General features: G+C 66.7%; 25 protein-coding genes. 16 read left to right on the plus strand and 9 right to left on the minus strand.

Annotated features, from left to right (window positions below):
• Position 1 precedes the first annotated feature (1 nt).
• On the minus strand, positions 2–940 hold the full coding sequence (locus NGM07_RS11440; RefSeq protein WP_253511429.1) for an ABC transporter permease: 939 nt from the start codon (positions 938–940) through the stop codon (positions 2–4).
• A 4-nt stretch (positions 941–944) separates the two neighbouring features.
• Positions 945–2,150, minus strand: a complete 1,206-nt coding sequence (locus NGM07_RS11445; RefSeq protein WP_253511432.1) for an ABC transporter substrate-binding protein — start codon at positions 2,148–2,150, stop codon at positions 945–947.
• A 214-nt stretch (positions 2,151–2,364) separates the two neighbouring features.
• Between NGM07_RS11445 and NGM07_RS11450 the strand changes: the two genes are divergently transcribed.
• The gene (locus NGM07_RS11450; RefSeq protein ID WP_253511435.1) at positions 2,365–3,486 is read left to right on the plus strand and encodes an ABC transporter ATP-binding protein; all 1,122 of its coding nucleotides are present in this window, start codon (positions 2,365–2,367) and stop codon (positions 3,484–3,486) included.
• 86 nt (positions 3,487–3,572) lie between these two features.
• Positions 3,573–5,726 (plus strand): S9 family peptidase, encoded by a 2,154-nt coding sequence (locus NGM07_RS11455; protein ID WP_253511438.1) that lies wholly within the window; start codon positions 3,573–3,575, stop codon positions 5,724–5,726.
• 380 nt (positions 5,727–6,106) lie between these two features.
• Here NGM07_RS11455 and NGM07_RS11460 read toward each other — a convergent pair whose 3' ends face one another.
• Positions 6,107–6,328 carry a DUF7569 family protein gene (locus NGM07_RS11460; RefSeq protein ID WP_253511440.1) on the minus strand — a complete coding sequence of 74 codons (222 nt, stop codon included), beginning with the start codon at positions 6,326–6,328 and terminating at the stop codon, positions 6,107–6,109.
• Between the two features lie 171 nt (positions 6,329–6,499).
• On the opposite strand from NGM07_RS11460, the gene NGM07_RS11465 reads away from it, so the two are divergent.
• The 3 genes from NGM07_RS11465 (at position 6,500) to NGM07_RS11475 (ending at position 9,329) form a co-directional block, all read left to right on the plus strand.
• The gene (locus tag NGM07_RS11465; RefSeq protein WP_253511443.1) at positions 6,500–7,375 is read left to right on the plus strand and encodes a universal stress protein; all 876 of its coding nucleotides are present in this window, start codon (positions 6,500–6,502) and stop codon (positions 7,373–7,375) included.
• Positions 7,376–7,535: 160 nt separating this feature from the next.
• Complete coding sequence (locus NGM07_RS11470; RefSeq protein ID WP_253511446.1) at positions 7,536–8,183, plus strand: hypothetical protein; 648 nt, start codon at positions 7,536–7,538, stop codon at positions 8,181–8,183.
• A 90-nt stretch (positions 8,184–8,273) separates the two neighbouring features.
• The gene (locus NGM07_RS11475) at positions 8,274–9,329 is read left to right on the plus strand and encodes a glutamate-cysteine ligase family protein (protein ID WP_253511449.1); all 1,056 of its coding nucleotides are present in this window, start codon (positions 8,274–8,276) and stop codon (positions 9,327–9,329) included.
• A gap of 82 nt (positions 9,330–9,411) precedes the next feature.
• On the opposite strand, the gene upp is transcribed toward NGM07_RS11475, so the two are convergent.
• The 3 genes from upp to NGM07_RS11490 all read right to left on the minus strand — a co-directional run bounded on the left by upp (position 9,412) and on the right by NGM07_RS11490 (position 11,020).
• Positions 9,412–10,089, minus strand: a complete 678-nt coding sequence (gene upp, locus NGM07_RS11480; RefSeq protein WP_253511451.1) for a uracil phosphoribosyltransferase — start codon at positions 10,087–10,089, stop codon at positions 9,412–9,414.
• Between the two features lie 30 nt (positions 10,090–10,119).
• The gene (locus tag NGM07_RS11485) at positions 10,120–10,659 is read right to left on the minus strand and encodes a hypothetical protein (protein WP_253511453.1); all 540 of its coding nucleotides are present in this window, start codon (positions 10,657–10,659) and stop codon (positions 10,120–10,122) included.
• 181 nt (positions 10,660–10,840) lie between these two features.
• Entirely contained in the window at positions 10,841–11,020 is a 180-nt protein-coding gene (locus NGM07_RS11490; RefSeq protein ID WP_253511457.1) for a DUF8107 family protein, read from the minus strand.
• Positions 11,021–11,119: 99 nt separating this feature from the next.
• Between NGM07_RS11490 and NGM07_RS11495 the strand changes: the two genes are divergently transcribed.
• The 6 genes from NGM07_RS11495 to NGM07_RS11520 all read left to right on the plus strand — a co-directional run bounded on the left by NGM07_RS11495 (position 11,120) and on the right by NGM07_RS11520 (position 15,623).
• Positions 11,120–11,452: a hypothetical protein gene (locus NGM07_RS11495; protein WP_253511459.1), complete on the plus strand. Its 333-nt coding sequence runs from the start codon at positions 11,120–11,122 to the stop codon at positions 11,450–11,452.
• Positions 11,453–11,576: 124 nt separating this feature from the next.
• The gene (locus NGM07_RS11500; RefSeq protein ID WP_253511462.1) at positions 11,577–11,747 is read left to right on the plus strand and encodes a hypothetical protein; all 171 of its coding nucleotides are present in this window, start codon (positions 11,577–11,579) and stop codon (positions 11,745–11,747) included.
• 91 nt (positions 11,748–11,838) lie between these two features.
• The gene (locus tag NGM07_RS11505; protein ID WP_253511465.1) at positions 11,839–12,246 is read left to right on the plus strand and encodes an SRPBCC family protein; all 408 of its coding nucleotides are present in this window, start codon (positions 11,839–11,841) and stop codon (positions 12,244–12,246) included.
• A 106-nt stretch (positions 12,247–12,352) separates the two neighbouring features.
• A complete protein-coding gene (locus NGM07_RS11510) occupies positions 12,353–12,649 on the plus strand; it encodes a DUF7990 family protein (RefSeq protein WP_253511468.1) in 297 nt (98 codons plus the stop codon).
• Position 12,650: 1 nt separating this feature from the next.
• Entirely contained in the window at positions 12,651–13,619 is a 969-nt protein-coding gene (locus NGM07_RS11515; RefSeq protein WP_253511471.1) for an ArsA family ATPase, read from the plus strand.
• Between the two features lie 180 nt (positions 13,620–13,799).
• Positions 13,800–15,623: a carbon starvation CstA family protein gene (locus NGM07_RS11520; RefSeq protein ID WP_253511474.1), complete on the plus strand. Its 1,824-nt coding sequence runs from the start codon at positions 13,800–13,802 to the stop codon at positions 15,621–15,623.
• 113 nt (positions 15,624–15,736) lie between these two features.
• Here the strand turns inward: NGM07_RS11520 and NGM07_RS11525 are convergent, their stop codons facing one another.
• Together NGM07_RS11525 and NGM07_RS11530 are read right to left on the minus strand one after the other, a co-directional pair.
• Positions 15,737–16,363, minus strand: coding sequence for a DUF8052 family protein (locus tag NGM07_RS11525; RefSeq protein ID WP_253511477.1), 627 nt, complete (start codon positions 16,361–16,363; stop codon positions 15,737–15,739).
• Positions 16,360–16,740 carry a cupin domain-containing protein gene (locus NGM07_RS11530; RefSeq protein WP_253511480.1) on the minus strand — a complete coding sequence of 127 codons (381 nt, stop codon included), beginning with the start codon at positions 16,738–16,740 and terminating at the stop codon, positions 16,360–16,362. The genes NGM07_RS11525 and NGM07_RS11530 overlap by 4 nt, the downstream gene beginning before the upstream one ends.
• A gap of 136 nt (positions 16,741–16,876) precedes the next feature.
• On the opposite strand from NGM07_RS11530, the gene NGM07_RS11535 reads away from it, so the two are divergent.
• The 3 genes from NGM07_RS11535 (at position 16,877) to NGM07_RS11545 (ending at position 19,279) form a co-directional block, all read left to right on the plus strand.
• Complete coding sequence (locus tag NGM07_RS11535) at positions 16,877–17,116, plus strand: DUF8007 family protein (RefSeq protein ID WP_253511483.1); 240 nt, start codon at positions 16,877–16,879, stop codon at positions 17,114–17,116.
• A 147-nt stretch (positions 17,117–17,263) separates the two neighbouring features.
• Positions 17,264–17,953 carry a DUF5828 family protein gene (locus tag NGM07_RS11540; RefSeq protein WP_253511485.1) on the plus strand — a complete coding sequence of 230 codons (690 nt, stop codon included), beginning with the start codon at positions 17,264–17,266 and terminating at the stop codon, positions 17,951–17,953.
• 135 nt (positions 17,954–18,088) lie between these two features.
• A complete protein-coding gene (locus NGM07_RS11545) occupies positions 18,089–19,279 on the plus strand; it encodes an inorganic phosphate transporter (protein WP_253511488.1) in 1,191 nt (396 codons plus the stop codon).
• Positions 19,280–19,393: 114 nt separating this feature from the next.
• Here NGM07_RS11545 and NGM07_RS11550 read toward each other — a convergent pair whose 3' ends face one another.
• Complete coding sequence (locus NGM07_RS11550) at positions 19,394–20,803, minus strand: hemolysin family protein (RefSeq protein WP_253511491.1); 1,410 nt, start codon at positions 20,801–20,803, stop codon at positions 19,394–19,396.
• Positions 20,804–20,916: 113 nt separating this feature from the next.
• On the opposite strand from NGM07_RS11550, the gene NGM07_RS11555 reads away from it, so the two are divergent.
• A complete protein-coding gene (locus NGM07_RS11555) occupies positions 20,917–21,195 on the plus strand; it encodes a glutathione S-transferase N-terminal domain-containing protein (protein ID WP_253511494.1) in 279 nt (92 codons plus the stop codon).
• A complete protein-coding gene (locus NGM07_RS11560) occupies positions 21,195–21,707 on the plus strand; it encodes a redoxin domain-containing protein (RefSeq protein ID WP_253511497.1) in 513 nt (170 codons plus the stop codon). Before NGM07_RS11555 ends, NGM07_RS11560 begins: the two co-directional genes overlap by 1 nt.
• Positions 21,708–22,031: the final 324 nt, after the last annotated feature.

Raw genomic sequence — 22,031 nt, forward strand, 5'->3', positions numbered from 1 at the left:
CTCAGACGCCCCCCAGTTCCTCGATGCTGACGTAGCGGAACGCGAGCGCGAACGCCACCACGATGGAGAGCACGATGAACATCGACGCCGCGCTCCCGAATCCGATGGCGTACAGCGAGGTGATGCGCTCCTCGATGAGTTGTCCGATCATCAGCACCTTCCCCTGGCCGAGGAACCGCGGCGTGATGAACGCGCCGAGGCTCGGCACGAACACGAACAGGCTCCCGCTGATGATGCCCGGCAGCGCGAGCGGGAGAATGACGTCCTTGAGCGCGCCGACACGACTCGCGCCTAGGTCGCGGGCGGCTTCGACCAGCGAGAAGTCCAGACCGTCGAGGCTGGCGTACAGCGACAGGAGCATGTACGGGAAGTACGCGTGGGTCAACCCGACGATTATCGCCGGCACGCCGAAGTTGAACGCCGCGATCGGACCGTCCACGATTCCGAGTTTCAGCAGCGTCCGGTTGAGCACGCCGCTCGGGCCGAACATCAGGTACCACGAGTACGCCCGCACCAGGTACATGGTGAAGAACGGCAGCAGGACGAGGAAGATGACTATCTTGAACGTCCGGCCGCTCCGGCGGGCCAGCAGGTACGCGAGCGGAAACGCGAGCACCAGACAGAGGACGGTGGTGACCGCCGCGATGCCGTACGACAGCATCAGCGACTGGAAGAACGCCGTCTCCCAGAACGGCCCGGTGCCGGAGAACAGCCCCTGGTAGTTCTCGAGCGTGGGCTCCCAGATGATCTGGTAGGTCAGCGTGTCGACGCTGACGAAACTGACCGCTATCATGAACGTCAGCGGCGCGAGCAACAGCAGGAACAGCCACGTCAGCCCCGGCAGGGCCGTGATCCCCAGTTTGCTCGCTCGCGAGTTGAACGCGCCGACGAACCGCTCTCGTGTGGACGCCTCGCCGCGTCCGGAGGTTTCGGTGGACACGGTTTCAGGCCGTCTTGACCTCCTCCCAGGCCTGAATCCACTGCCGCTCGTTTTCGACCGCCTTGAACGGGATGAACTCCGAGAGCCGCTGGGGCTTGATGGAACCGTACAGGTCCTGCTGGCGCTTGTTCAGGTACTGGCTGGTCTTGGGGTTGACGCTGGGCGAGTAGCCGACCTGGGCGAGCTTCGCGCCCAACTTGGGCGAGATGTACTGGTTGACGACCTGCCAAGCCTTCTTCTTGTTGCTGGAGGCCTTCGAGACGACCGCCGACTCGAACCAGGCGAGCGACCCCTCCTTCGGGGTCGCCATCCGCGGCCAGTTCGTACCGTTCGCTCGCATCTCGATGACCTCGTTGCGGCCCGACTGCCCGACGACGAAGTTACCCTGCTTGAACGACTTGATGTACGTCGGGTCGGCGGCGATGTACCCCTGGAGCAGGGGTTTCTGGTCGATGAGCTTCTGTTTGACCTTCTGAATCTGGCTCTCCGAGAGGGTCACCTTCTGGCCCTTGAACGCGTCCTGCATGCCGAGGTAGAGGGCGGTGGCGCTCATCGCCTTGAAGTGGTTGTCGTACATGACGATCTTGCCCTTCAGGTTGGCACCCTCGTAGTTCGCGTTGAACAGGGCGTCGTAGCTCTTCTCGTGGTCGGGCGACAGTTTCCGAGAGTCGTAGGAGTAACCGTACCAGCCGAACCGAATCGGAACGCCGTAGAGGTCGCCCTGGCTCGTGAATTGGTTCTGCTGGAACTGCCGGAACTTGTCGTACATCGCCTGCTGGTGCTGGACCACGCCCTGGGGCACCGGCGCTACCAGGTCGGCCGCCATGAACTTCGGGACGTAGTTGTTGTTCGGAATGGCGATGTCGTACTGGCGGTACTGGCCGGCGTTCCACGAGGAGAACATCTTCGCCGACGAGGTCGACTTCGTAATCTGGATGTTGACGCCCACCTGCTCCTCAATCGGCTTGACGATCGCCGGGTCGCCGTACTCCTCCCACGTCAGGATGTTGAGCGTCGGCGTCTGTGCGCTCGCCGTGCCGACGACCGACGCGCCCGCGAGGCCCGCCGCGCCGACCGCTCCGAGGAACCGCCGCCGCGAGGCGCCGGTCGAGTTTGAATTGCCGGACGTGGGTTTCGAATCGCCGGACGCGAGTTCGGTGCGCCGTTCGTTCGTCTGCTCCGCTCCTTCGTTCCGCGCTTCGTGTGTCATTTGGTGTCCCCACCCAGGGACTAGACCCTTCGCCGACGACAATAAAAATTGGTAATCGTATGGTTGGGCTACCGACTAAATTCGACCGACAACGCGGCGTTTCCCTGTCGACCGTGCGATAGTATGACATACAACCGAAACCGACGTTAATCCATCCCGGCCGGCGCCGCGACAATCGGCCACCGTTTTGTGCACCGGCGCGGTATGGCATGGCATGGCGGCTCAGGGGGAACGACGAACGGCGACGGAGGGGGAGGCACTGATAGAACTCGCGGACGTCCGCAAGGAGTTCGGGGACGTGACCGCGGTCGACGGCATCGACTTCACCATTGAGCGCGGAGAGTTCTTCTCGCTCGTCGGCCCGTCCGGTTGCGGCAAGACCACGACGCTCCGGATGATAAGCGGCTTCGAGACGCCGACGAAGGGAGAGGTGTTCCTCGACGGGCGGGGAATGACCGGCGTGCCGCCGGACGCCCGCGACACCAACCTCGTGTTCCAGCACCTCTCGCTGTTCCCGCACATGACCGTGGGCGAGAACGTCGGCTACGGCCTGAGGAAGTCGGGCGTGGGCGCCGGCGAGCGCGAAGAGCGGGTGTCGCGGTACCTCGAACTGGTGGACCTCGGCGGCTACGACGACCGGAATCCCGACGAACTCTCGGGCGGCCAGCAACAGCGGGTCGCGCTCGCACGCGCGTTGGTGAACGAACCGAGCGTGCTCCTGCTGGACGAACCGCTGTCGAGTCTCGACCGCAAACTCCGCAAGCAGATGCAGGTCGAGTTGCGCAAAATCCACGAGAAGACCCAGGGGGCGTTCTTCTACGTCACTCACGACCAGGAGGTCGCGATGACGCTCAGCGACCGACTGGCCGTGATGAACGAGGGGAAACTCGAACAGGTAGGGACGCCCGAGGATATCTATCGGAACCCGGCGACCCCGTTCGTCGCCGACTTCATCGGCGACACCAACTTACTCGACGGCACCGCTCGGTCCGATGGCGGCCGGACCGTCGTCGAAATCGGCGGAACGAGCGGCGAGGGCATCCGGTTCGCGCCCACCCGCGACGTTCGCGAGGGCGACGTGACCGTCTCGATTCGGCCGGAAGACATCTCGCTCGCCGTCGGCCGGGAGGGCGGTGCCGACCGGGAAACCGGGACCGCGACGTTCGAGGGAGAGGTCGTCGAACGCTACTTTCAGGGCGACCACACCAACTACACCGTGGAGGTCGGCGACGGCCTGACGATGTCGGTGGTGGCCCAGGGCCGGGAAGCGCCCATCGAGCGCGGGGACCGCGCGTCGTTCGCGTTCGCGAACGACGCGCCCGTGGTGTTCGAGTGAGGGCGGTCGCGCCCCGACGAAGTCGGACACCTCCGGAACTGTTTCGGAACGAAACACTATTGCCGGTCGGCCGAAAGTCCGGGGGTATGAAGACCGTCAGTGCGACCGACTATCACGACATCGTGCAGGTCGGCGACCCCCAGATCGCGCCGGACGGCGAGCGGGTGGCGTTCGTCAGGAAGGTGCCGAAAGACGACGAGTCCTACGAGGCGACCGTCTACGTCGTCCCGGTCGGCGGCGACGAACCCCGGCAGTTCACCGTGAGCGAGGGCGTCGACAGTCAACCGCGGTGGAGTCCCTCGGGCGACCGCCTCGCGTTCGTCAGCACGCGCGGGGCCGACGACGACCGGCCCCAACTGTGGGTCATGCCCACCCGCGGCGGCGAGGCCCGGCAGGTGACGGACGTGGTCGGCGGCGTCGCCGAAATCGCGTGGTCGCCCGACGGCACCCGAATCGCGTTCACCCAGTCCACCACCGCTGAGGACCGCGAGGAGGGCCGGGACCGCTCGCTCGACGGCGAGGAGTACGAACCCGAACCGCCGGACCCGCGGGTCATCGACCGGAAGGTCTACCGGGCGGGCCAGCAGTATCTCGACGGTCGGAGGAGCCACGTCTACGTGGCCAACCTCGAGGAAGACGAGGTGGAGCGACTCACCGACGGCGACTACGACCACTCGACGCCCGAGTGGGGCGACGCCGAGACGCTCTACTACGGCGTCAAGCGGACCGGCGACCCCGACGACAACATCGTCATCGACGTGGTGGCCTACGACCTCGAAACCGGTGAAACGGAGGACGTCACGCGGACGACCGGGTGGACGGCGATGCTGGCCGCGACGTCGGACGGCCGCCTCGCCTACGCCTACACCCCCGAGGACCACGCGACGCTGAGACAGACCGGAATCGAGGTGCTGGACCGCGAAACCGGCGAGGTCACGACCCCGACCGCCGTGCTCGACCGGACGCTCGCGGTGTCGGTTTCGCCTCCGTGGGGGACGGTCCCGCCGCAGTGGGGACCGAACGAGGAGGACCTCTTCTTCGTGACGCCCGACGAGGGGACGTACACGCTCTGGCGCGCGCCGGGCGACGCGAGCGCCGACCCCGAATCGGTCGTCGACGAGGGCGGGGTCTACGGGATGTCGGTCGGTGAAAGCGCCGCGGCGTTCGTCCGGTCGGAGTGGGACCACCCCGGTGACGTGTTCGCCACGACCCTCCGGGGCGCCGAGACTCGACGGCTCACCCGCGTCAACGCCGACTACCTGGAGGACCGGGCGGTTTCGCAACCCGAGGAGGTTCGCTTCGAAGGGGGAGACGGCGCCGAGATTCAGGGTTGGGTGCTCACGCCGCCCGATTTCGACGGCGCGGCGTGGAACGCCGCGGACAGTCGAGCGGCGGAGCCGCGAGACCCCGACGAAACCTACCCGCTCGCGGTCGAAATCCACGGCGGCCCCCACTCGATGTGGACGACGAGCGGGACGATGTGGCACGAGTTCCAGTTGCTCGCGGCCCGCGGCTACGTGGTCTTCTGGTCGAACCCCCGCGGGTCCACCGGCTACGGCGAGGAGTTCGTCGCGGCGCTCGGCGAGGGCAAGTGGGGCACCGTCGCCTACGAGGACGTGATGGCGGGCGTCGACGAAGTCGTCGCCCGCGACTACGTCGACGAGGAGGACGCGTTCGTCACGGGCGGGAGCTACGGCGGCTACCTGACGACGTGGATAGTCGGCCACACCGACCGGTTCGTGGCCGCGGTGAGCCAGCGCGGCGTCTACGAACTCAACAGCTTCTACGGGTCGACCGACGCCTTCAAACTGGTCGAGTGGGACTTCGACGCGACGCCGCTGTCGGACCCGGAGTTCCTCTGGGAGCAGTCGCCGGCGGCCTGCGCCGGGAACGTCGAGACGCCGACCCTCCTCATCCACAGCGACGACGACTTCCGGGTGCCGGTGAACAACGCCGAGATGCTCTACCTGCTCTACAAGAAGCAGGGAGTCGAAACCCGCCTGGTGCGCTACCCGCGCGAGGGCCACGAACTCTCCCGGAGCGGCGAACCCGGCCACGTCGTCGACCGCCTCGAACGCCTCGTCCGCTGGTTCGACGGCTACTCGACCCACTTCGACGCGCCGAAGGCGCTCGAGCGCGGCGACGAGGGGCTATCCGCGGGCGAGGAGGACCGCGAGGAGAGCGGCGACGGAGCGGCGGGCGACGCGAGCGAGACGCCGGACGAGCGAGTCGAGGAGTAACTACCGACCGCTCGATAGCCCTTCGTACCGATAAGAGGTCGGTTTCGCCAGGGCGTTCGACGCCGGTGATTCGGCTCTCGCCTGTCGGTTTTTCACCGGAAACGAAGGGGTCCGAATCGTCCCGAAAAGTAAGACGGGTCCGGCGGTGAGCGTCGCGGTCGGATGTGGAGCATCGGGTCCGGTCCTGACGCCGGGCGGACGTGGAGACGCCGAAAACGGCGGAACCCGGAGGCGGAAAGGAGCCGAGAGAAGGGGACGCCTACCGAGGGCTATATTGCACTCGCAGGGGCGGTTTCGTCCGGCGCTACGCCGCGTCCGGTCGAGGGGCCGTCTGCGATTTTCCACCCGACACGGAGGGGTCGGCCGAACCGCGGGGTTCGTCAGTCGACGATGATCTCGGACTCGCCGTCCTCGATGACCGGCGGGTCGGGTTGCATCTCGGCCTCGTAGCGGTCGATCCAGTCGGCGAAGCACTCGGGGCAGAGCCGCTGGCTGTCGATCTGCGAGCGGTCGACGGTGAGTCGGAGCGTCCGCGCCAGCGCGTCCGAGACGGGGTCGCCGCAGTCGTCACACCGCTCTGGTCGGTCGTCGTCCTCGGTCATGGGCGGGAGGTGTGCAGGCACGACATATAGAGTTACTCCTAGAGCGGGCACGCCGCCGGACCCGGGTGCGCGGTGGGTGAGTCCCTCGAAACCGCCCTCCGAGTCGTTCCGTCTCCCGGTGGACCCCTCGGCACGCGAACGCTTTTGCCGCCGGCCGGCGTGGGTCCGACGATGGGCGAGGACGGGTCTCGCGCGGGGGGTGAGGACGGACCCTGCGTTGCGGTGGCGGTGGGCAACCCCGACCACGTCGAGCAACTGGTGCGGACCGCCCTCGACGTGGCCCGCGCCCGCGACGGGTCGGTGTTCGTGGTCGGCGTCGTCGTCACGCCCCGGAGTTCGCCGTTCGCGCTAATGACCGACGAGGTCATCGCCCGGGAGTTCGGCGGCGAGCGCCGGGCCATCCTCGAACGTGCGATGGAGGCCGCCGCCGGCACTGACGTGCCGGTCGGCGGCCGCCTGTTCGTCGCGCCGTCGGTGTGGCGAGGAGTCCTCCACGGTATCGAGGAGCGCGACTGCGAGGCGCTGGTCGTCGGCTGGCAGGAACGCTCGCGCGAGGCCGCGGTGCTCGGGACGAACGTCGACCGCATCGTGAGTCGCGCCGACGCCGACGTGCTGGTCGAGAAGATCGGCGCGACCGTCGGGACCGTCAAGACGGTCCGGTTCCCGGTGGCCGAGAGTCCCCACGCCGACCTGGCGGCGGAGGTCGCGCGAGCCATCGCGGTTTCGAACGACGCGGACCTCCACCTCCTGCGGGTGGCCGACTCGCCAGGCGAGGAGGGCCGCGCCCGGGAGATGCTCGGCGAGTTCGCCGAGCGATTTCCGGGGCTGTCGGTCGAGACGACCGTCAGGGTCGGGGGCGTCGCGGACGTCGTCGTCGCCGAGTCGAGTCCGAACGACGTGACCGTCCTCGGCGCGACCCGCACGGGGCGCATCCGGAGTCGCGTGGTGGGCGACACGCCCCACGAGGTTTCGCGGCGCGCCGAGGGGAGCGTCGTCGTGGCGCGGCGCAACCGTGGGTCGAGACTGCCGCGGCTGTTTCGGCTGTAGGGCGAGAGCGGGAGTACCCCGCGAGGACGGGCGACTGCGACTCGGCGGAATCGAGAGCCGAGAGGCCGACCGCGACGAGTTCCGTCCGTTCGGCCGACGTGGTCAGGGCGAACGCTCATGGAAGCAAGCGACCTACAGAGCCTCGGTTGGGGAAACGACAATGTCTAAACCAGAATCGACCGAGACGTACACGACGGTCATCAAGACGATTCAGGGAGAAAAGTCGGCGTTCGGGACGGCGCCGGACGAGATATTCGTCGACCTCCCGGTGAATCGTCCGAACTACGTCCGCGTCCGGAAGGGACAACTCCTGCAGGAAGGAGACGTACTGTCGAAAGGCGACGCGGAGAAAGCGAAAGGGTCGGAGATGCGGTCGGCCGCGCTCGGAAAGTGGGAAGTAGTCGAAATCACGCCGGACACCGTCCGAGGCAGAACCCTCGACGGCGATGCCGAGGAGACGTGGGACCGCGAGTGGGTCGAACAGCGGCTCGCGACCGGCGGTATGAGTACCGACCTGATCACCTTCGATCGGATCAGCATCCACCGAATCGGAAACGACGAGTCGGGAAGCGACGGCCAAGAGGACGCGGAACGGGCCGACGAGCCGCGACTCGTCGTCCTGACCTACGGCGACAACGGCCGGAAGTTCGGCCGCACGTACCGTTTCGCCGGGCGGGATGCGGAGACGGACGTCGAACTGGTACGAGCCGACCCGTTGCCCGAGGGCGTGGACGCCGACGTCCGAGAGCGGTTCGACGCGCGCGTCCAAGAGGCTCTCGACAGAGACGGGTACCGCGTCCGGGACTGAGACGCGGGACCGAGACTTGGCGACCGATGTCGCGGAAACCGTCCCCGATAACCGCGCGCGGCGACGGGGCCGGAGTACGGGTGTCTACGTATGAAGATGGGACTCGAAGTGGAGTACTGGGTCGTCGACGAAACCGGCGCCCTCTGTGCCGCCGCGGAGCTAGTCGACGCTCACGAGCGCGTCGTCCAGGAGTTCGTCGCTCCGCTGCTCGAAGTGCAGACGCCGCCGGCGGAGCGCACGTCGGCGATAGAGTCGTCGCTCCGCGAAACGCTCGGTGCGGTTCTGGACGTCGCCGAAGAGAACGGAAAACACCTCGTCCCGCTGGGCACGCCGCTCGCGGCGGAGACGGTTCCGATAGTCACCGAACGCGGGAGAGTGCTGGAACGGATCTTCGGCGAGCGCCTCGAACCCGCGAAGAACTGCGCCGGGACGCACGTTCACTTCGACAGGGGCGACGTCGTCCGCCAGTTGAACCTCCTCACGGCGCTCGACCCGGCGCTGGTGAGTTCCTCGCCGTACTACCGAGGACGGCGGGTGGCGAACGACGCTCGGACGCACGTGTACCGCAACCGCGCCGACTACGAACTGGACCACCACCGCGACCTCTGGGAGTACGCCACGTCCGTCGCCGACTGGGAGGCGCGCGTGCGAGCGCGTTACGAAGAGTTCCGGACGGTGGCGACCGGACAGGGAGTCTCGGTCGAGACGTTCGAGGAGCACTTCCGACCCGACGACGCCGTGCTGACGCCGGTCCGCCTCCGGGCGCAGTCGCCCACCGTGGAGTGGCGCTCGCCCGACTCGGCGCTCCCCAGCCAGGTCCTCCGACTGCTCGACGACGTGGCGCGACTCGTTCGGCGAGTCGAGCGGACGCCCGTCGAAATCGGCGACCCGGCGGTCACGTCCGAGCACGTCCGGGTCCCGGAGTTCGGCGACCTCCAGCGGATCGTGAACGAGGCGATCGCGCGCGGTGTCGACTCGCCGCGCGTGGCCGAGTACCTCGAGACCATGACGTTCGACCTCGGGCGGTACCGTCCGATTTCGAGAGACATCGACGGACTCGACGAGATCGGCGACGACGACGCTCGGGAGCTTCGGCTCCGGTACGCCGAGAAGTTGCGCACCGACGTCGCCGGACTGCGTTCGTGACCGCACTCGATAGGCCGAGCGCAGCGTTCGAGAAACCTCGAAAGCCGAAGTACGGAAGCGGTCGCGCGAGAATCGAGATGCGTTACTTCGTCCGGAACGCGCGGTCGCCGGCGTCGCCGAGGCCGGGCACGATGAACCCCTCGTCGTTGAGGTGGTCGTCGATGGCGACCGTCAGCAGGTCGGCCTCGGGGAACTGCTCGCCGACCCGGAGCAGTCCGTCGGGGGCGCTGACCGCCGAGAGGACGAACAGGTGCTCGGGGTTCGGCTGTTCTTCGGTGATGCGGTCCATCACGGCGCACATCGTCGACCCGGTGGCGAGCATCGGGTCGGCGACGATGACGGTGTCGTCCTCGGTCATCTCGGGGAGTTTCACGTAGTCGATGGTGATGGGGAACTCGCCGTCGTCGTTCATGCCGGCCTCCTCGTCGCGGCCGGCCGAGATGACCCCCTGCTTGGCGCGGGGGAACGCCTTGAGCAGACCCTCGACGAACGGGGTCGCGGCCCGAAGGACGTTGATGATGACCACGTCGTCGAGTCCCTTGACGCACTCGCCGGTGGTCTCGGTTAGCGGCGTCTCTATCTCGACGTACTCGGTCTCCATCGCGCCGTCGATGATCTCGTAGCCGCAGATGCGGCCGAGTTTGACCAGGCCCTTCCGGAAGCCGACCTGTTCGGTTTCGACGTCCCGAATCTTCGAGAGCGTGTCCTGTGCGAGCGCGTGGGTGAGGAGTTTGGCGTCCCCGCGGTCTTCGATGGTCATCGCTTACTCGTACGCGGGAGACGCGGGGGCTTATCTCTTGATATAAGCCGCCAGACCGACGGGGTAGCGCGCGAACTTGAACGCCAGGAATCCGCCGACCAGGAGCCAGTGCGGGGCGTCGACGAGGACGTGGTTCCACATGGCCCGCCGCGACCCGGTCGGGTCCACCTTGTCCCAGTGGACGTGGAAGCGGTCGCGGTACTCCTTGACGTGGATACCCCGGCCGTCGAGTTCGGGCCGGCGGTAGTCGGCGTACTGGCCGCGAGGGTCGCCGGTGTGGCGCACGAAGCCTTCGGACTTCGGGTGGGGGACGGCGTCTTTCGCCACGTGGAAGTCGACGTGGTGGGTTTCGCGCAGGACGCGCGCGACGATGCCGTCCCAGACGGAGAGGCGCGTTCGGCAGTCGGGACAGCGGTCGTCGGTGTAGTCGACCTCGGAATCGCAGACGAGGCAGGGCTCCGTCCACTCCCACGGCACGCGCTGGCCGCACTCCGCGCAACCCCGACTGAGGTAGTCGAGCGAGGCGTCGCAGTGGGGACAGGCCGCGGTGCTGACGTCGGATTTCGCCATTACTCGCCCCTTTCGACCGAGCATTATAAACTTTCGGTAGGGGCGCGTCGAGGAAAGTACAATTCCCAGCCGCGTGTTATCACGGATTCTGCGACGAACAGTAACGCAACCCGTGGCCGACGCGGACCCACCGCGAACGGTGGGTCCGCGTCGGCGAGCGTCGACTGAAACCGAGTCGGGTCTACTGGATTACGAGATACGTCAACGCCATCAACAACACCGCGACAGACGCGACGGTGATCCAACTGAACGCCAGCATCTCCAGGAACGCGAGTCCCCAGACAACGGCGTAGGCGAACACCGACGAGAGGACGAGGTTCATCGCGAACAGCACCCGGGGGTCGCCCTGCGAGTTTGCCATCGCTGGCTATCGCCGCCCCATCGCCTTAAACTGTCGGCTCGATTAGTTACCGGTTCGCGGGCCAGCAAACGGAAGTCCGAGCAACGCCAACGGGTGGCCATGCGCCCGCAGAACAGGCTGGGGACGCCGGTCGACCCGGTGCCGTTCCTGGTAGTCGCGGCGCTGGGGTTTCTGGCCTGTTACAGCTACGGTTCGAGCTACCTCCTGACGCTGGGCGCGAGCCTCCGAGAGGCGCTCGCGCTCGCCACCGCGGCGTTCGTCGCCACGACCGCGCTGTCGTACCACCGGTTCGTCTGGACCGCCCGGCCGGACCTCCGGTCGGAGGTCCCGGCCGGGCTTCGACTCCGGCGGTTGCTCATCGCCGCGCTGGCCGTGGTCGGGGTGTTCGTGTTGCTCTCGCTGCCGCTCGTCCACCGGGCGCTCGCGGCGTGAGAGCCGCGGCCGACCGTTCGGGTTCGACGGAGTTGTCCCACCGGGCGAGCCGTATCGGGACAATAGATTCTGCGCGGTCGAATCCGAGAGAAAGAGATTTGTATCAACGGTCGTCGCGGGTAGTATGGAAGACGCGGTCGTCGCGCGACTGAATCTCGTCATCGTCCTGTTGCTCGTCGTGATCGCGATACTGCTGGCGCCGATTCTCCCGACGCTCCTGGTGTACGGCTTCGTCGCTCTCTTGATAGCCCTCATCGCGGCGTTCGTCTGGAGCCTCTCGCAGTCGCGCCGGTGAGTCCGGGACTCCTCGAGCACCCCGACGGTCGCGGGGTCGCCGGCCGCTTCGGACCCGAACCCTTTACCGTCGACCTGCGTACCCCCGGTCGATGCACGAGGTCGAGGTGTCGCGGTTCCTCGGAACGACGCCGCCCGCGGTCTTGCGCACGCTCACGCCCGCGGCGATGGTGGAGTACGAGGGTAGTTTCGAGGTGCAGGGCGTCGAGGAGACCGAAGACGGCGCGGTCGTCACCGCCGGCGCGGGCGGTCTGACCATGCAGTTGGTCTTCGAGGAGCGCGAGGACGGCCTCGTCTACCGCCAGCGCGGCGAAACCGGGCCGTTCGACGCGATGGAGACGACCGTCGCAGTTGCCCCGGAGAATGAGGGGAGTCGGGTGACGGTCCGGTCGTCGGTGAGCCTGGGCCTGTCGCTGGCCAGCGTGACCGACCGCGTGGCGGCGTGGAAGCGCCGCGGCGAACTCCGGCGGGCGCTCGACAGACTCGCCGAAGACCTGTAGCGGACGAAGACGGAGGACCCGACGCCGCGCGGTCGGTCGAAACCGCGTCGTCGCGGGGTTTTCGTGACGGTAGCCTTAAAGCGCCGCGGCGACTGTATGATAACTGATGACACTCGTCGAGCGAATCGCGGCGTACCGGGAGGTTGTCGAAGAGTGGCTTCACGGCCTCTATCACGGCATGATAGAGCATCCGGCCTACGAACTCATCGAGAAGGAGGCCGAGGACAACGACGACGCCTTCATGTTCGCGTGCTTCGCCGACGCGTTCGGCATCCCGAGTCCGGTTTCGTACTACACCGCCGAACTCCTGCCGTACCTCGGCGACGAGTTCGAGCAGTGGGAGCGCCGGATGTGGGACCGCGAATCGCTCATCGAACGCAAGGGCCAACAGTACCACTTCTAACATGGAGAAGTTCGTCTTCTTCGGCGGCAAGGGCGGCGTCGGCAAGACGACCGTCTCGTGCGCCTACGGCCTGAAGTGTGCCCGGGAAGGGCTGAACACGCTGGTCGTCTCGACCGACCCGGCCCACAGCACCTCCGACGTGTTCGACCAGCAGTTCGACGACGACCCCGCGCCCGTGGAGGGTTACGAAAACCTCCACGCGATGGAGATCGACCCGGACGAGGAGGTCGAGCGCCACCTGCTCGACATCAAGCGGACGATGAGCGACCAGGTGAGTCCGGGCATCGTCAACGAGATAGAGCGTCAGATAGAACTCGCCCACCGCACCCCCGGCGCGTACGAGGCCGCGCTGTTCGACCGGTTCATCGACGTGATGCGGAACGCCGAGGAGTACGACCGCGTGGTCTTCGACACCTCGCCGACCGGCGGCACCCTGCGACTCCTCGCGCTACCGGAGTTCCTCCAGAGTTGGATCGACCGCCTCGTGCACAAGCGCGAGAAGAGCATCGACCTGTTCGAGAAGGCGGCCATCGGCGAGCGCTCGGCCCGGAAGCGCGCGGCCGAGGACCCCATCATCGCCCGCCTGGTCGAGCGAAAGGAGATGTTCGAGTTCGCGGCCGAGACGCTCCGGAACGACGCGGCGTTCTTCCTCGTGTTGAACCCCGACGAACTCTCGATTCGCGAGACGAGTCGGGCCATCGAGGACCTCTCGGGCCACGGACTCGCGGTCCGTGGCCTGGTCGTCAACAAGGTCGCGCCCTCGCCCGACGAGGGCGAGGAGGGGACCGGCGCGACCTACCTCCGCCAGCGATACGAGACGGAACAGGAGCGAATCCGACACATCGAGGCCGAGTTCGACCAGCCCATCGTCGCGCGAATCGGCCAGCGCGTCGAGGAGGTGAAAGGCGACCTCCTCGCGGAGGTCGCCGCCGAACTGGGCATTCCGGTCGCGTCCGAGGTCCGGGCCTGACACAGCCAGAAAGTACTCAAGCCCGCGTTACTGTAAGATTCGTTATTGTTTTTCCGCGGAATCAGAGCAGACGGTCGCGTTAAGCGGCCGTTTCGGTGAACATTGTTGTCATCTGGGATGGAGGTTTAGAACAATCTTTAAGGCACTGTTGTCCGTCAAGCTGGAACGAGGTACCACACCATGGTACAAGTTATCTGGCTGGTAGTTGCCGTACTCGCGCTCTTCAGCGCCGGGTATCTGGGATACTCCCGATACCTCGCGCGATTCGTGGAGTTGAGCGACGAGCGCGAGACGCCAGCGCACAAGTACGAAGACGGACAGGAGTACGTTCCGGCGAAGAAGCCGGTCCTGTTGGGGCATCACTATTCGAGCATCGCGGGCGGCGCGCCCATCGTCGGACCCATCACGGCGGGCGTCGTGTGGGGCTGGGCGCCCGCACTGCTGTGGATCGCCATCGGCAACCCCCTGATGGGGTCGGTCCACGACTTCGTGTCGCTGTCGAGCAGTCTGCGACACGAGGGCAAGTCCATCGGGTACATCATCGGCGAGTACGTCGGCGAGCGCGGCAAGAACATGCTGCTGTGGTTCGCGTTCCTGACCATCATCCTCGTCGTGGCGGTGTTCGCGCTGGTGGTCGCCATCGTGTTCAGCGCCTACCCGCAGGCGGCGACCGCGAGCCTCGTCTACATCGCGCTCGCGTTCGTGTTCGGCGTCTACCTCTATCAGCTGAACCTGCCGTTCCTGCTGGGGACCGTCGTGTTCGTCGCCGGCGTCTTCGCCGGCGTCTTCGTCGGCATCGAGTACCCGCTCGCGCTGTTCCCGGCCGCCGCGGGGTCGTCGTACCCCGCCGGCACCATCGTCCTGTTCCAGGGCGGCGAGTGGCTCCCCGCGGCGGCGAGCCTCGGCGTGAACACCGCGGCGTGGGTGCCCATCATCATCCTCTACGGCGCGCTCGCCAGCGCTCTCCCGGTCTGGATGCTGCTCCAGCCCCGTGACTACCTGTCGTCGTTCCTGCTGTACACGGGCGTCGGCGGTGCGCTGCTGGCCATCATCGTCGGCACGGTGCTCGGCACCTCGTCCCAGCCCCTCGAAATCCAGCTCTCGGCGTACAAGGGCTTCATGGGGGCGACCGGAACACCGCTGTTCCCGCTGCTGTTCATCACCATCGCGTGCGGGACCATCAGCGGTTTCCACTCGCTGGTTTCCTCGGGGACGACCGCCAAGCAACTGAACAAGGAAACCGACGCCCGGACCATCGGGTACGGCGGTATGCTCGGCGAGGGCCTGCTCGCGACCGTCGCGCTCGCGACCGTCGCGCTGGTCGCGCCCGACGTGGGCGGCGGCATCGGACTGGCGCTGCCGACGTTCGCGACCGGCGGCGGCATCATCCTGACGTCGTTCGGCATCCCGACGTCGTTCGGCGCGCCATTCATGGCGCTGGTGCTCGTTAGCTTCCTGCTGACCTCGACCGACACCGCGGTCCGACTCGGCCGGTACATGACCGAGGAGATAGTCGGCACGCCGGCCGACGGCGTCGGCGCGGTCGCGAAGAACCGCTACGCCAACGCCGCGGTCCAGGGCGTCCCGGCGTACATCCTCATCACCAGCGGGTCGTGGCTCACCCTCTGGCAGCTGTTCGGCGGCGCGAACCAGCTACTGGCGGCGCTGGCGCTGCTGACCGCGACGGTGTGGCTGGCCAACTGGGACGACTCGAAACAGCTCATCTCGACCGGCGTGCCGATGGCGGTGATGACGACCATCACCATCCTCGGCCTGGGTTGGCTCGCGTTCCACGACAATCTCTACGTGAAGTTCATCAAGGACGGCGGTACGCAGATGACCGGCGTCGCCGCCGCGTCGGCGGTGGTCCAGATCATCCTGGCGCTGGTGCTCATCGCCATCGCACTGGCGCTGGTCCGGATGGGCTACCGAAACATCCAGCGGGTCCGGCGCGGGCGCGGCACGCCCGTCGCCGACGGTGGCGAAGAAACCGGCGACGACTGACCGACTTCGGACGACCGATACTTTTTCGCGCGACGTCCGAGCAACTCCCGGTAACGAACGGCGAGTAGCAACGGGTCAGTCGGCAATTCGAACTGAGAGGAGAGTCACGACCGTCAGCCGCGGAGTCTATCGACGAGGCGCGCGAGGAACCCCGCCGGCTCTCTCGCTTCGGGAACGTCGGCCCAGGTCCGGAACGCGGCGGCCACGTCGGCGTTCTCGCTCTCGACGACCGCCTCGTCGTCGGGGGCGGTGACGAGGAGGTTCACCTCGTAGTGGCCGTAGTAACCGAGTTTCAGCAGGTTGCGGTCCTTGAACCCGGAGACGAACTCGCGCACGTCCTCGGGAATCTCGGGGGCGACGACCGCGAAGGTGAAGTCGGTGCCGTAGTGCTCCTCGTTCGCGACGATCCACTCGTCGGCGAGGTCGTGGCCCAACTCGACGAGCGCCTCGAGGTCGGCCCGCGAAACCGAGTCGGCCCGCCGGACGAGGAGGTGTTCGCGGCTCTCGTGGTTGGCGTAGTTGATGGACCGGTGGAGGAACTGCTTCTGGGATTCGAGGCGCATCTCGCCGTAGAGCGTGAACGATTCGCCGCGAACCCGGTAGTCCTTCTCCAGATCGTAGTTGAACATCAGGCGGTTGCTCACGCGGTCGACGTACTCGTCGTTCCAGTCGGGCACGTCGGGGTACTCCGCGTCGGCCGGCGAGAGGGACTCGTCGGGGTCGACTGCCCCGCCGGTCATGACTCGGAGTCCGGGTCGTAGGCGTGGACGTCGTCGACCGACGGCGCGCCCAGCACCAGCGTCCGGACGGTCTCCTCGGCGTCCTCGGGGTTGAACGCCAACTGGGGGCTGTCGGGTTCGACCACGAACACGTGGCCCTCGGGGACGACGTACTCCTCCTCGGGCGTCTCGACGTGGAGGTCGCCTGCGAGCACGTGGAAGACCTCCTCCTGGTCGTCGTGGTAGTGGTACGCCAGCGGAATCTGCTCGCCGGGCGCCACCTCGTAGAGGTTGACCGCGACGTTCTCCAGTCCCGCCTCGTCGCCGACCGCGCGCTGGACGCACGGCCGGTCTGAGGTCGGTTCGACCGACTCCGGGTCGATGACGTGGTATCCCATGTGGGACCACAGGTCACAGGGATTGAAATACCCTCGGACGGAGGCAGGACGGGGCGGGCGTCCTTCGGCAGTCTCCCGTTCGGCGCCGACGAACCCTTAAGGTCGAAGGCGCCCAACTTCCGTGCGAATCCAACCCATGGACGGAGAGCGAACCGAGGCCTGCGGCAGATGTTCGATGACCGCCGTCGTCTCGATGACGACCGACGACGAGGAGGGACCAAGCGGGACCAACCCCTTCGACGGCGACCGCATCGAGGTCTCCGAGGCGGAGATGGCGATCGTCCACCGGCCCCAGCTCTGGCTCGGGCGGCTCAAGCGTCGGCTGGACGACGCCGCGACCCGACTGACCTACGGTCGTCGACGCGACGAATGCTGAGAGTGGTGAGCGCCGAGGCGGCGGCGAGCGATGAGGGTGGCGTTCGGGGCCGAGACGGCGCCGCCGTCTCGGCCCCGAACGCGCGGAGCGCCGCACGACCACGACGGGCGACAACTGTATAACAGATGGCGCCTAGGGTCCGAATCAATGGAAGAGAGCGTTTCCGGATTCAAGCTCCGCGGTAGCTGGGGCGACATCGTGGAGCACGGCGAACGCATCACGGAAGCCCTCCGCGAAGCCGGCGCCTCCGGCGAGGCCTACGAGGAGTGGAACGACTGGCGACCGAAGTCCCACGAGCGCCTCGGCGAGGACGTCTCGGAGAAGACGGCCGAACAGGCCCACACCGGCGAGGGGAAGGGCGAGAAGAAGGGCAAGACGCCCGACGACGACCTCAAGACCGCCGGCGAGAAGATAACCGAGTCCTACGAGAAGCTCGAAGACGACGAAACCGACGAGGCCGTCGACAAGTGGCAGGACTCGGTGAGCTACGTCGCCAGGGCGGCCGACTCGGCGAGTCGGAAGGCGCTCCGGAAGGTCGAGGACACCGTCTACCAGAAGGTGATGACCCGACTCGCGCCCTACTACTTCGACAACGACCTCGTGAGCGCGAACGTCCAGCGGGCGGGCCGCGGCGGCAACGACGAACCCGAGTTCGTCTTCGAGGTCAACGTCAACGACGACGACCTCAAGGCCGAGGTCAGCGAGAAGCTGGCGGCCTACGAGGACGAGATCGACCGCTGGCACGTCGAGACGGAGAAGCGAACCGAGAACGTCGAGGCCGCCGAGGGCGTCGAACCGCCGGCCGAAACCGAGGGACCGCCGAGGCGGTTGCCCTGAGGCGAGCGGCGGTGTCGGCCGGGACGTGCGTTCCGGGCGAGACGGACTCGGCGAGCGAGTCGAGGTCGCCGAGCGGGACGGATTCGGCAGACGCAGGCCGGTACACTATTCTACCGTGGCCCACAGGCTGACCACATGGCCGTAGGTGGCGTCGTTACGCTGGTAATCGCGGGACTCGCGAGTCTGTTCATGGCGTGGGCCATCGGCGCGGGGTCGTCGGGGTCGACCCCGTTCGCGCCGGCGGTCGGCGCGAACGCGATCTCCGTGATGCGGGCGGGCTTCTTCGTCGGACTGCTGGGCTTTCTGGGCGCGGTGATGCAGGGCGCGAACGTCTCGGAGGCGGTCGGGACCGAACTCATCGGCGGCGTCCAACTGACCGCGATAGCGGCGACCACGGGACTGCTGGTCGCCGCGGTGCTGGTCGCGTTCGGCGTCTTCACCGGCTACCCCATCGCGACGGCGTTCACCGTCACGGGCGCCATCGTCGGCGTCGGTCTGGCGATGGGCGGCGACCCCGCGTGGGCGAAGTACACCCAAATCTCGGCGCTGTGGGTGCTAACGCCGTTCGTCGGCAGCACCATCGCCTACGCGACCGCGCGACTGCTCCGCTCGGAGCGGGTCGCCGAGCGGTTCGCCATCCCGCTGCTGGCGGGGTTCGTGGGCGCCATCGTCGCCAACATCAAGTTCGTGGTGCTCGGGCCGGGAGACGTGAGCCAGTCGGTCGCGACCGCGACCGCGCGGGCGCTGTCGCTACCGGTCGTCGCCGGGATCGACGCCGGCCGAATCGGCGTCACGCTCGTCGTCGCCGGAGTCGTAGTCGGGGTGCTCTATCGGGACATGACCAACGACGCCGACGCTGGCCAGCGACACTTCCTGCTCGCGCTCGGGAGCCTCGTCGCCTTCTCGGCGGGCGGGAGCCAGGTCGGCCTGGCCATCGGGCCGCTGGTGCCGCTGCTCGACCCGTTCGAGATTCCGCTAATTCCGGTACTGGTCGGCGGCGGCCTCGGCCTGCTGGCGGGGTCGTGGACCGGCGCGCCGCGGATGATCAAGGCGCTCGCCCAGGACTACTCGGCGCTCGGCCCCCGCCGGTCCATCGCAGCGCTCATTCCCTCGTTCGCCATCGCGCAGGTCGCCGTCTTCTTCGGCATCCCGGTGTCGTTCAACGAGATCATCGTGAGCGCCATCGTCGGCAGCGGCTACGCCGCCGGCGGCGACGGCGGCGTGAGCAAGCGGAAGATGGTCTACACCGTGCTGGCGTGGCTCGGGTCGCTGGTGCTGGCCATCGTGGTTGCGTACGGTGCCTTCACCGCGATAGAGTCGCTGTAGAAAAGCGGATTTTGTGGAAGTCGAAGGAGACGAACGAGAGAACGGAAAGTCGAGGGAACGGAAAGTCGAGGGAACGGGGACAGAGAGGAGAGGGGACCAGAGACGGGCCGACCGTCAATCGCTCTCCGTCTCGACGCCGCCCTGAATTTCGGTTCCCTCTCCGTCGCCCTCGCTCTCGGCGCGCTCGACGTCGTCGAGTTTCGTCACGCGCGCCTTCATGATGCGGGTGTTCTCGACCTGTTCGACGTGGAGGCGCACGCCGTCGTAAGTGATGTCCTCGCCCTCCTCGACGAGGCGGCCCGCTCGGTTGAAGATGAAACCGGCGATGGTTTCGAACTCCTCGCCCTCGGGGAGTTCGATGTCGAGCGCCTCGTTGACCTCGTCGATGTTGAGTTCGCCGCGGACGATGACGGTGTCGTCGTCGACGTACTCGATGGGCTCTTCCTCCTCGCCTTCGAGGATGTCGCCGACGATCTCCTCGACCATGTCCTCCATGGTCACCAGTCCCTCGGTGGTGCCGAACTCGTCGATGACGATGACCATCTGCATCCGGTTCTCGCGCATCTCGGTCAGGAGTTCGTCGACGTTCTTGCTCTCGGGGACGTGGAGCGTGGGCTGGATGACGTCGGCGAGTTCGAGGTCGGTGCTCTCGCCGTAGTTGTGCTCGCGGACCAGGTCGCGGATGTGGACGATGCCGATGACGTTGTCGAGGCTCCCCTCGTAGATGGGGACGCGTTCGTGGTTGCTCTGGACCAGCGTCTCGATGGCCTCCTCGATGCCCGCGGTCTTCGGCACCGCGGTCATGTCCAGGCGCGGAGTCATGACCTCCTTGGCGATGGTGTTGTTGAACCGGAAGATGCGCTGGAGCATCTCGCGCTCGTCCTCCTCGATGACGCCCTCGCGCTCGCCGGTTTCGATCATGTCCTGGATCTCGTCGCGGGTGACGTAGGAAGTCTCGATGGCCGACCGGCCGCCGGTCACGCGGTTCACGACGCGGGTGAGGTAGTCGAAGAGGACGACCAGCGGCAGGAGGACGTACTCGGAGTACTTCAGCGGCTTGGCGATGCGGAGCGCCCAGGATTCGGTGTTCTCGACCGCGTAGGACTTCGGCGCGCTCTCGCCGAACAGCAGGACGAGCGCGGTGATGCCGAAGGTGGCGACCGCGACCGCTTCGCCCTGGTCGAGGTGGAGCGCGAGGACGCCGGTCGCGATGGAGGACATCGCGATGTTGACGATGTTGTTACCGACGAGAATGGTGACGAGCAGGCGGTGAGGGTCCTCCTTGAGCGCGGAGACCGTCTCCGCCCCCGGCACGCCGTCCTCGACCATCGCCTCGACGCGGTGTTTCGCGAGCGAGAACATCGCTATCTCGGACGACGAGAAGAACGCCGAGAGACCGATGAGGAGGACGATGACCGCGCTTCCGAGCCACGTAATCTGAGCATCCGTGAGGGTGACGCCGAGGACTTCGGCCGCGGGAGCCGCCTGGGCAGAGACGGCGGTGAGCATCGAGAGAGACACCATTCAACAACTCACCTTGAGGGTGGGTACGATTAACTCTTTATTCTTTTCCTCAAAGAGGACGCGAGACTGCCGCGAGCGAAGGCCTTACGGCTGGTTCGTTCGAACATGATAGTATGAGTCACGGAGAGAGCGACCCGCCGATAACGTTCTACCGCCTGCAGGCGTGTCCGTACTGCGAGCGCGTCACGCGCACGCTCCAGAAGTACGACCTCGACTACCGGTCGCGGTTCGTCGAACCGATGCACAGCGACCGGAACGTCGTCAAACGCCTGTCCGGCAAGCGCACCGTCCCCGCCATCGAGGACGAGAACACGGGCGTCACGATGAGCGAGAGCGCCAACATCGTGGAGTACCTCGACAACACATACGGTTCCGACGGGGGTGACGACTGATGGTGGACTTCGACGTCGTCGAACTGCCCGAAACCGACCACGTCGCCGAGGGCGACACCGCGCCCGACTTCACCCGACCGCTGGTCAACGACGAGTACTGGGAGGACGCGAGCCTCTCCGAACTCACCGACGAGGGCCCGGTCCTGCTGGTCTTCTTCCCGATGGACGGGGCGTTCCCCGCGACGTACATCTGGAACGAACTCCGGGATCGTGAGTGGGACGACGGACGCGACCTGCGAATCGTCGGCCTCTCGATCTCGGACCCCTACGCACACAAACAGCTCATCGAGGAGCGCGGTATGCGCTACCGACTGTTCTCGGACCCCCAGAACGGCGTCGCCGAGGAGTACGGCATCGCCAACGACCTCGACGGGATGGCGGGCGTCAGCGAACCGCGCCCGGCGGTCTTCCTGCTGGACGAGGACCGGACCGTCGAGTACGCCTGGGTCGCCGAGGAGTGGCCCGACTTCCCCGACTACGACGAAGTCGAAGACGCGATTTCGGACTACTAAATCGACTCCCGAGGAGCGCGCTGGCCAGGACGGCGACGCGATTCAGGCGCACTCGGGTCGTACGTTCTCGCATCCGATCCGCATCCGATTTTTACGATTTCTCCGATTCCCGGCAGTCTCGACGCTTAGCGACCGGTCTCAACGTCGTAGTCGCGCGCCGAGAGAAGCGGCACTCATCCTTCGATAAATCAAATATAGCGATACGAAATAGCCCATCGTGCGGTACTTCGGTTTCGAAAGACACCTCGCTTCAACGGATGCCCTGTGCGGCAATCGTTCGGAACGCCACGATTCAGCGCCGAGGAGGCCCCTCCGCCGGAATCG

Origin of the sequence: Halorussus vallis (assembly GCF_024138165.1) — an archaeon.
Taxonomy (GTDB): domain Archaea; phylum Halobacteriota; class Halobacteria; order Halobacteriales; family Haladaptataceae; genus Halorussus; species Halorussus vallis.